This is a genomic window from Brevibacterium salitolerans (genome assembly GCF_039531405.1).
GTDB classification, from domain to species: domain Bacteria; phylum Actinomycetota; class Actinomycetes; order Actinomycetales; family Brevibacteriaceae; genus Brevibacterium; species Brevibacterium salitolerans.
Map to the genome: position 1 here is coordinate 126,423 of NZ_BAAAPZ010000018.1, position 9,739 is coordinate 136,161.

9 protein-coding genes are annotated in these 9,739 nt (G+C 70.1%); 2 read left to right on the top strand and 7 right to left on the bottom strand.

The window, feature by feature from the left end; translation table 11 throughout:
• Positions 1-74: 74 nt before the first annotated feature.
• The 4 genes from ABD240_RS15485 to ABD240_RS15500 are packed head-to-tail and all read right to left on the bottom strand — an operon-like array spanning position 75 to position 4,498.
• Positions 75-1,226 carry an NAD(P)/FAD-dependent oxidoreductase gene (locus ABD240_RS15485; RefSeq protein WP_291793056.1) on the bottom strand — a complete coding sequence of 384 codons (1,152 nt, stop codon included), beginning with the start codon at positions 1,224-1,226 and terminating at the stop codon, positions 75-77.
• Positions 1,223-2,656 carry a sodium:solute symporter family protein gene (locus tag ABD240_RS15490; protein WP_344338318.1) on the bottom strand — a complete coding sequence of 478 codons (1,434 nt, stop codon included), beginning with the start codon at positions 2,654-2,656 and terminating at the stop codon, positions 1,223-1,225. The genes ABD240_RS15485 and ABD240_RS15490 overlap by 4 nt, the downstream gene beginning before the upstream one ends.
• Positions 2,653-3,807 (bottom strand): N-methyl-L-tryptophan oxidase, encoded by a 1,155-nt coding sequence (gene solA / locus ABD240_RS15495; protein ID WP_344338320.1) that lies wholly within the window; start codon positions 3,805-3,807, stop codon positions 2,653-2,655. Before solA ends, ABD240_RS15490 begins: the two co-directional genes overlap by 4 nt.
• On the bottom strand, positions 3,794-4,498 hold the full coding sequence (locus ABD240_RS15500) for a GntR family transcriptional regulator (protein ID WP_291793049.1): 705 nt from the start codon (positions 4,496-4,498) through the stop codon (positions 3,794-3,796). Before ABD240_RS15500 ends, solA begins: the two co-directional genes overlap by 14 nt.
• Before the next feature lie 266 nt (positions 4,499-4,764).
• Here ABD240_RS15500 and ABD240_RS15505 point away from each other — a divergent pair, with 266 nt between their 5' ends.
• Entirely contained in the window at positions 4,765-6,051 is a 1,287-nt protein-coding gene (locus ABD240_RS15505) for an acyltransferase (RefSeq protein ID WP_344338323.1), read from the top strand.
• Between the two features lie 195 nt (positions 6,052-6,246).
• Here ABD240_RS15505 and ABD240_RS15510 read toward each other — a convergent pair whose 3' ends face one another.
• Both ABD240_RS15510 and ABD240_RS15515 read right to left on the bottom strand, forming a co-directional pair.
• Complete coding sequence (locus ABD240_RS15510; protein ID WP_344338325.1) at positions 6,247-7,476, bottom strand: amidohydrolase; 1,230 nt, start codon at positions 7,474-7,476, stop codon at positions 6,247-6,249.
• A gap of 197 nt (positions 7,477-7,673) precedes the next feature.
• Positions 7,674-8,123: an NUDIX hydrolase gene (locus ABD240_RS15515; RefSeq protein WP_344338327.1), complete on the bottom strand. Its 450-nt coding sequence runs from the start codon at positions 8,121-8,123 to the stop codon at positions 7,674-7,676.
• Between the two features lie 120 nt (positions 8,124-8,243).
• On the opposite strand from ABD240_RS15515, the gene ABD240_RS15520 reads away from it, so the two are divergent.
• Positions 8,244-9,065, top strand: a complete 822-nt coding sequence (locus tag ABD240_RS15520; RefSeq protein WP_344338329.1) for a DUF805 domain-containing protein — start codon at positions 8,244-8,246, stop codon at positions 9,063-9,065.
• 372 nt (positions 9,066-9,437) lie between these two features.
• On the opposite strand, the gene ABD240_RS15525 is transcribed toward ABD240_RS15520, so the two are convergent.
• On the bottom strand, positions 9,438-9,739 hold a 302-nt coding region (locus ABD240_RS15525; protein ID WP_344338331.1), incomplete at its 5' end, for an aldehyde dehydrogenase family protein.

The window sequence follows — 9,739 nt, forward strand, 5'->3', positions numbered from 1 at the left end:
ACACACAACGGCGGCGCCGGCACCCACAGAGCGTGGATACCGGCGCCGCCGTCATACTCAGCGCCGCCTCGCGCTCACTGCTTCCCGATGAAGTAGGAGTCATCTGCCCGGGCGACTCCCCCATCGAACCGGGACGGCCGGAAGTCCGCGAGCAGTGCGGACTCCTCACCGCGCAGCTCCTGCGCCGTCAGCGCACCGAACAGCGCCGCCAGCGTCATCCCGCTGTGGGTCACCGCGCAGTAGACCTTCTCCCCCTCGTCCACGAAGCCGATGATCGAGTGACCGTCCTCCGGGAAGCTCCTGCCGCTGAAGATCACCTTCTCCATCTCCACGGGCCTGCCGAACAGCCGCTCGAGTTCCCCCGCCATCACCTCGGCGACCTCCGCCAGCAGCTCCGGGGACTCCCCCTCCGCCACCCGCGGCTCCACCTCGGGCACCTGCACCCAGAGCCTGCCGTCATGGCGCGGCCGCACATTGAAGCGGTCGGAGATGAGCACGTGGCGCAGATCCACGTCCGTGGGCCGGGTGAGCCCCAGCAGGCTGTGGGTCCGCACCGTCGCCTGGCTGAGATCCGCCACCGGGATGCGGAAGCCCGAGGCCTCCGCGAGCGCGCCCGAAGCCGCCCCCGCCGCCACGACCACCCGGTCGAAGCTGCGGCTCGAGCCGTCGGCCAGATGCAGCACGGCACCGGACTCATCGCTGTCGATGCGCACGGCCTCGGCGATCTCGATCTCCACCCCGCGCCGGGCGAGCTCCGCCTGCAGGACCTCACCGAAGATGTCATTGTCGAGGTAGCCCTCGCTCGAGTAGAGCAGCGCCCCGTCCACGTCCCCGGGCCAGACGGCCGCCGGCTCCAGTCGCCTCAGCTCGTCCGCATCCACGCGACGGACCGGATAGCCCTCCGCCTCCGCCTCCTCGATGCGGCGGGCGTAGGTGGCCGGCCGCTCCTCGGAGTGGTCGACGAGGAGGCAGCCGCTCCGGTGCATCCACCGCCGGCCGGTCGACAGCCGCTCCTGAAGCGCCAGATGCGCCTCGATGCCCTCCGCGTTGATCCGGTGGTAGGACGACGGGAACTTGCTGTTCGCGTTGATCCAGGCGAAGGACCGATGGCTGGCCCCGGCGAACGGATGCTCCCTCTCCACGACGGTGACGTCATGGCCGTCCGCGGAGAGCTCATGGGCGATGGACAGACCGAGCACACCGGCACCGATGACGCAGATCTTCACTGATGGATCACTTCCTCTTCTCTACGGGCGGGACCAGGACGGACGACGAGCAGCGCGATGCAGTATCCGAAAAGGCTCGCGACCATGCCGAACACGGCATAGGGCACCGTGGTTCCCAGCACATGCGCCCCTGCACATCCGATCACACCTGCGGCCATCGACGCATAGGCGACCACTCTGCTGACCGCCCACCGGCCGCTGAGGACGATGCCCAGGAGCAGCGGAACGGCCAGGATCGAGGCGGAGTACGCATAGGTGGCCACGAGCCAGTCGAGCGCCTTGGGGTAGATGATCGCGAGCGCCGCCGCCACGAGCGTCACACCCACGGTGCACCAGCGAGAGAGCCGCACACGCGTGCGCTCGTCGGTGGGCTTCTTCACGAACGCGTTGCGCAGATCGTTGATCATGTTGGCGACGACGGACTGAAGGGCGGAACCGGTGGTCGAGACGATGGTCGCCATGAGGAAGGCCCCGTAGATCGCCAGAAGCCACACGGGCACGTGCGCCAGGAACCACCCGGCCGCCTCCTCTCGCCCGTCCTCGCCCAGCCCCGGGTTCATCGCCCGGACCGCGAGGCCGATCACCAGGGCGTATCCGCCCGCGATGAGCACCATCACCGCGCTCAGGTAGATGCCCGTGCGGGCCTCCCTGCCGGACTTCGCGGCGAAGACGCGCTGGTAGTAGAGCTGGTTGGTGAGCGTGCCCGGCAGGATGGCGAACAGCCACAGCAGAATGGTCGTCCAGCCTGCGGCGGCGAGCCCCTCCGGCATGGCGAAGAGCTCGTCCGGCACCTGCTCGACGATGGTCCCCCAGCCCCCGGCCGAATACACGGCATAGCCGGCGACGACGATCGAGGCGCCGATCATGAAGACGCCGAAGAAGAAGTCCGACCAGGCCACGGAGGTGAGACCGCCGGGCAGGACGAAGAGGAGGCTGATGAGCGCCATCGCGACGATGAGCGGCGCGAACGGGACACCCGTCACCTGGCTGAAGAGGTTCGCGAAGGCGACGAACTGCGTGGCCAGCCAGCCGAACGGCACGATGATCACCGCCAGGGCGACGATGGTCATCATCACCTTGTGCTCACCGTAGAGCCGGGTGAACACCTCCGGGATCGTGCTGAAGCGGCGGCTGCGCAGCCAGTTGGCGAAGAGCGCGATGACGAGCATCCCCACCACCACGAAGGCCTCGTACCAGAACACGGAGAAGCCCCACGAGTAGGCGATGCCCACATGGGCCACGAGCACGCCGCCGCCCACGGCCGTGGCGTACTGGGTGAATGCGAGGACGTAGACGGGCAGGCTCCTGCCGCCCACGATCCAGTCGGCCTCGGAGTTGTGTCTGCGCCCCACCAGGAAGGCGATCAGCGCGCCGATGCCGATGACGACCAGCGAGGCGATCCCGATGAGCACCGTCGTTCCGACGTTCATGACCGCTCCCCTCTGCTGAAGCGCAGTGAGTCCATCACGGCGACGGCGTCATCCGAGCTGCCGGTCTGCGCGTAGTCCGCGATGACCGACCCCACCATGGGCGAGAACTTGAAGCCCTGCCCGGACATGCCCACGGCCAGGAGGATCCGGTCGTCGACCGGCGACGGGCCCACCACCGGCGTCTCGTCGACGGCGAAGCCCTCCGTCCACGTCGAGACCCGGATCGCGGTGGGCTCCAGACCCGGCATGAGCCGCTCCACGGCTCGCTCCGCCGCACGGACGGTCTCCGGCTCGACGAGGCGCGGCAGGTCCTCCGGAGCGTCCAGGTCCTTCCACGGCAGGTGGTGCGGGAGGATCTTCACCGCCGCACCGTCCAGCACGGGGAAGCAGGAGAAGCCCCCTTCCTCATGCCGCCGGATGGAGATGGGCATCCGCGCCGGCTGGTGCAGGGGCACGTCCCTGGCGGGGAACCAGCCCGCCACCAGCCGCCGCGGCACCACGACGTCCCGCCCCAGGCCGCTGAGCTCGTTCACCCACGGGCCGGTGGCGACGACGACGGTGTCGAAGGCCTCGGGCCCGTCCGCGGTGTCGACCATGACGCCGCTGCGCACGGGCCGGATGCCCAGCACCCGCGTGTAGGGCCGATAGGCCGCGCCCAGCCGCATGCCCTCGTTCCGTGCGGCGAGGACGGCGAGCTCGGGCCGGAACACGCCGGCGCCCGGGTCGTAGACGCCCACCTCCCCCTCATCCAGGCCGAACTGCGGGTACTCCTCCGCCATCTCCGCCGTGCTGAGGACGCGATGCTCCAGTCCCGTCTGCTGCGCGCAGTCGATGACCGCCGCGACGTCCGCCTGCCAGGTGTGCCCGATCATCAGGCCGCCGCACATCTCCAGGACCTTCGTGCTCTGGTTCTCCTGCAGTCGCCGCCACAGCTGAAGCGACTTCCGGAGCAGCGGGACGTACTCCGCGCCCTCCTTGTACACGGTCCTGAAGATCCGGGACTCCCCTGCCGAGGCGCCCCTGTCGTTGGGAGTGTTCCACTGGTCGAAGACCGTGACGTCGAAGCCGCGCTCGGCCAGCTGCCAGGCGCTCATCACTCCGATGACTCCGGCGCCCACCACTGCGACGCGTCGTTTCTCATCCGGGTTCAAGTTGGCTCACCTCCATGGTGATGTTCGTGGGATGGAAGAGGAACTCCGCGATCTCGAGCGGCGTCCTCTCCGCGATCTGGATCGTCCGTACCTGGCGCAGGATCGGGGTGTCCTCACCGACACCCAGCAGCGCTGCGTCCGCGGCGTCCAGGTGCACGGCCGTCAGCGTCGACGACACGTGCCGGTCGGCGATTCCGCGCGCCATGTAGTGCGCGGTGGTCGTCAGGTGCACGAGGTCCTGGTCGAGGAGGTCCGGCACCTGGGTGAGGTCGACGACGCAGCGCTCCAACGCGATGGGAGCGCCGGAGGTGTCGAGCTTGGTCCGCACGAGCTCCGCCAGCGGCGCACCCGGGTCCAGCACGCCCGCCGCGAGCGGGAACGAGGCCGCCGTGGCGACCCGGACGCCGTCCACCCGGTGCGCGCCCGCGACCTCCGGCTCGGTCAGCTGGGTGTCGAGCGTCCGCAGGATGTTGCCCCGGAGGCCGGTGGAGGCCACGCGTGTGCCGGCACCCCGGCGACGCGTGACGATTCCGGCCTCCACGAGCCCCGTCATCGCCTTCTGCACGGGGTTCCGGCTCACGCCGAACATCTCCCGCAGCTCCGCCTCTGTCGGCAGCCGGTCCCCCACCGCCAACCGGCCGGAGCGGATCTCGCCCTCGATCCAGTCGCGGATCTCCGTGTGCTTCGCCATGACGTGAGACTAGACACATCGATTTGTAATGACAATGCTTTGAAGGAGCTGTCTTTTACTCCGAGACGCCGCCGGCCCGCAGCTCCCGTCAGGGCCGACAGCGGCCTCGTCAGTGATGCTGAGTGACGTCGTCCGCGCCACCGGAGGGACACCGGCGCTTCACCCTCCCGCCACACTCCGCAGGTACGGTGCCCGGGATCCCGGGCACCCCGCGTCCTTCCGGCCGCGCTGCCCGCGTCACCGTGTCCCCACCGGAAAGCGAAGCGATGTCCCGCCCTCACGCCCCGCAGTCGTTCCCCGCTCCCGGCGGAGTCTCACCCGGGAGGGACGCCGCCGGCGAGGCACCGGGACGCCGTGCCTACCGGGGTGACGTCGACCTCCTACGCCTCGCCGCCTGTCTCACCGTGATGCTCGGCCACGCCGGGGGCACGCTGATCCGCCGTACGCAGGACGAGCACCAGGACTCCGCCGCGTACCTCGTGGGTCACCTGGCCGAGGCCGTGAACCCGTGGGCCGTGCCCATGTTCTTCGCGATAGCGGGATGGGCCGTGCTGGCGGGCGCACCACCCCGGGACCAGGCGACGATGCTCGGACGGATCGTCCGGCACGCGGTGCCGCTGGCCTTCTGGTCCCTGGCCTACCTGGGCGTCTACAAGATGGTCGCCTGGGACGAGGTGGACGTCCGCGGCACGCTCGTGCAGCTCCCCTTCAGCGCGACAGGGCCCGGCTACCACCTCTGGTACCTGTATCTGTACATCCCGCTCATCACGCTGTTCGGCGCGGCCGTGCTGCTCCTCCGCGGGAAGCGGCCGTGGGGCCTCGCCCTGCTGGGCCTCCTCTTCTCCGGCGGCGCGGTTCTGTTCGAGCTGGTGCAGCACGCGACGGGACTGGACCTGGGCGGCTGGCGATGGGGAGTGACGACGTACGCGGTCGTCTACTTCACCGCCGGCGGCCTCCTCATCCACAGCGTGGGATCGCTGCGGCTGCCCCGCTGGGCATGCTGGGCCGCGGGCATCGTCTTCGCGGGTGCCTCGGCGCTCGTGTTCCTCTGGGAGACGCGCGTCCACTACCCCATCGAGAACGCGAATCCGCTCACCCCGGTCCTGGGCGTCTGTGTGATCCTCCTGATCGCCGCGGTGTGGCGCGGCGCCCGCGGCTCCGGCCCGGTCACAGGAGGCGACGGCCTCGGCGGTCGGAGGGGTCTCGGCGGTCGGAACGGCCTCGGCGGTCGAGGCGGCCTCGGCGGCGCACAGACTCCCGTCGACGCACAGAGTCCCACTGACGGACGGAGCCTCACCGGCGAGCGTGCCGCTGCGGTGACCGCCGCTCGCCGCAGCCCGCTCCTCTCACGCCTCGCGTGTGCCTCGTTCGGCGCCTTCCTCGTCCATGTCTTCCTCATCGACGCCTGGTTCGGCACGCTCTTCCCCCTCGACTGGGGGCTCCTCGCCACGACAGCGCTCTTCCTCTGCGGCTGGCTCGGATGCTTCGCCGTCTCCCTCACCGCGAGCCTGCTGTGGGGACGCCTCCCCCACGCACGCCGCCTCCTGGGGTGAGGCACTGCTGAGCAGTCCCGCTCACGTCTCCGGCCTCGGGCACCCGCTCCCGAGGCCGGCTCACCCGGCCGCCCTCACGCGCCTATGCGCGTGGTCCTGCATCGGTTTCCGGGCGGACGGCGCCGGGGTCCTTCCCACACACCCGCGCGCGTGGTCCTGCAGCCGCCTCCGCGTGAACGATGTCGGCAGCCGTTCTCATGCACCCAGGCGCGTGAGCAGCGCTGTGAGGCCGGCGCGCACACCGGTGCGCAGCGTCGTGAGGACGTCGTCCGGGCCGAAGAACGGCGAGTGGTTGCCGCCCGGGTGCCCCACCTCCATCGTCTCCTGCGCGTATCCGCCGAAGAACCAGTAGACGCCCGGCACCCCGAGCGAATCCGCGAAGACCCCGAAGTCCTCACTCCCGGTCACAGGTGCCGTGACGTTCACGCTGCTCTCGCCCAGCTCCCCGCGCAGCGCCTCGATCACCGCGGAGGCCTCGGCTTCGTCGTTGAAGCACCGGGGGAACCGGTATATCTCGGAGATCTCCGGAGCAGGAGCGCCCGAGGCCGCAGCCTCTCCCTCGATGATGCGCCGCACCGCGGCGAGCACCTTCTCACGGACGGGCGGCTCGAAGGTGCGGATGTTGAGCTTGAGGACCGCGCTGTCCGGGATGATGTTCTCCTTGGTGCCCGCGTGGAACGTACCCACCGTCACCACCGCCATGTCCGCACCGCCGATCTCCCGCGAGACCACTGTCTGCAGGCGTGTGACGATGTGGGCGCCCAGGACGATCGGGTCGATCGCGGCCTCGGGCTGCGAGCCGTGCGCCTGCCGGCCGTGCACCGTCACCTCCAGGGAGTCCGCCATCGCCATGGCGGTGCCGCGCGAGATGTTCACCGTGCCGGCGGTGCCCGGCCACACGTGCTGGCCGTAGACGGCCTCGGGCGCGGGGACCCTGTCCCACAGCCCGTCCTCGACCATCGCGACGGCCCCCGCGGAGGTCTCCTCACCCGGCTGGAACAGGAACACCACCGTGCCCGCCCACGCCTCCCTGTGCGCGGTGAGCAGCCGAGCGATCTCCAGCCCCGCGCTGATGTGGGTGTCGTGGCCGCAGCCGTGCATGACGGGGGTCACCGTCCCGTCCGGCAGCTCCCCGGTGGCGGTGGAGGCGTAGTCCAGTCCGGTGCGCTCCTCGATGGGAAGGCCGTCCGTGTCCGCACGGAAGGCGACCACCGGCCCCTCCCCGTTGCGCAGCACGGCCACCACGCCGGTGCCGCCGCATCGCTGCGATTCGAGGCCCAGTGCGGCGAGATGGGCCTCGATCCGCTCCGCGGTCCGGTGCTCCTGCATGGAGAGCTCCGGATGGGCGTGGAACTCCTGGTAGAGACGTTCGAGCGCCGGCAGGCCTGCGTCGAGGTCGGTGATGAGGGCGGTGGGCAGGGACATGGGCTTCGTCTCCTCCGTGCGGGGGTTCCTCTGTGCTGTGGATGGTGTGTGGGCTGGCGCGCGTGGGGGCTGGTGCTCGTGGGGGCTGGCGTGTGCTGGGGTCGGCGGGCAGGGGCGCGGCCAGGAGGGACGGGCAGCCCGGCCCGCATGGGCGGCGCCGTGCACCGTCTCCTCTCAGGCGGACGCGCCCGTATGCTTCACCCGCCGGCAGGCGGGTGCGCCTCCAGGAGAGCCGGGACCACGTGTTCGCGGGTGAGCGGAGCGAGCTGGCGCTCTGCGGTGTCTGCGGGAAGCGCGTGCAGCGGCAGCCAGGCGAGTTCCTCGATCTCCGCCGTCGCCCTCAGCCGGGCCGGGTCCAGGACCCGGTGCGCGTCCGCGAAGGTGAAGACGCTGCTCTGCACCACATGGCCCGGTTCGTTCGCCGCCGCTGCGGAGAACCTGCCCACCGGCACGATCTCCTCCGGACCCACCGAGAGCCCGAGCTCCTCCTCGACCTCCCTCACCACGGCCTCGGCGGCGGTCTCCCCGGGCTCCAGCTTGCCGCCGGGCAGCATGAACGAGGTGGTGCCCCGTTTCCTCACGGTCAGCAGCTCGCCGCCGGACACGATCGCGAGTGCGGCCACGACGATGGTGCGGTCCTGCAACATCGTTCTCCCTTCCACGTGGTGCTTCTTCCCCTATATTGTCTACCTACGGAGGGGAGCGGCGGTTGCCGCCCGCGTCCCACCTCGTCCGCAGCACCCCGCACGCAGACTGGAGTCTGAACAATGTCCCACGGCAGCAATCCGTACAACTCCGCACCGCAGGGCGGCCAGCCCCCGTACGGATCCGGCCCGTCGCAGCCCTACGGCTCCGGTCCCGTCCCGCCGCCCGCCGCTCCTCAGTCCGGCGGCCAGCCCGGTCCCGGGGGTGCACCCTACGGCTCTCCGCAGGGTGCGCCCTACGGTGCACCGCAGGGCGGCCCTCAGGGCGGTGCGCCCTACGGTGCTCCGCAAGGCGCCGCCTCCTACGGCGGGCCGCAGAACGCCTACGCCACCTCCAAGGTGACCGTGCTGCCCGGCGGCCCGCAGGCCACCGGCCCGGACGGCCAGCCCGCGCTCAGCCAGCCCCTCTACGGCGCCACGTTCAAGCAGGCCGTGGTCCGTTTCTTCAAGAAGTACGCGCGCTTCTCCGGCTACGCCTCGCTGAGCGAGTACTGGTGGGCCTACCTGGGTGTGAGCCTGATCGGGATCGTCCTCTCGATCCCACTGATGATCGGCTACTTCATGATGATGGCGAGCCTCTTCTCCGCCGCTGCCACGGCTGATCCCTACACCTCGGAGATCAGCTCCGGTGCGGCTGCAGGTGCGGGAGTCGGCGGCATCCTCGTCCTCATCGGGGCGATCATCTCCGGCCTGTTCGGTCTCGCGGTCATCGTGCCCCAGCTGGCGGCGTCCGCTCGCCGGCTGCACGACGCCGGATTCTCCGCGTTCTTCCTGTTCCTCCACCTCGTGCCGTCCGTTGGCAGCCTCATCGTCCTCGTGCTGACGATCCTGCCCACGAAGCCCGAGGCTCGCAGAGCCGAGTGGGACGACGTCCGCGGCGACTGAGCGGAGGCTCTGGATTCCGGAGCTGAGCGCGGGTCTCAGGACTGAACGCGGGTTCTGGGCCGCCTCAGGACATGAGGGGCCGCGGGGTGACCATCACCCCGCGGCCCCTCGCTCATTCATGCCCGGAGCGCTGCAGACCACAGCCCTGGAGTCACCCGCAAAGCCCCGCGACCACCCACTTTGCGCGCTGGGCACCCCAAAATAGCCAAGTTACGTCTGCGTACCGGCCGCCCAACACGGCCGCTACGCAGACGTAACTTGCGGTGTGGGCTCACACGCGAAGAGGGGTGCCGGACCATCCGCAGACGGTCCAGCACCCCTCTCGCAGTTCGCAAGCTCAGAGCCTGCAGCCCTGGCCCGCGCCTCGGCGCCTCAGCCCTTCTTGTAGACGAGCTGTTTGTTGACGAACTCGTCCATCGCCAACGGACCCAGCTCACGGCCCACACCCGAGCGCTTGGTGCCGCCGAACGGCAGGAACTCCCGCGTGGTCTCCGGAGTGTTGAGGAACACCATGCCGGCATCGATCTGGGAACCCACACGCTCAGCCCGCTCCAGGTCCTCGGAGAACACGGCCGCACCCAGACCGAACGGCGTGTCATTGGCCAGCTCCACCGCCTCGTCCTCGCTGCTGACTTTGAACAGCATGAAGGCCGGCCCGAACAACTCCTCGTGAT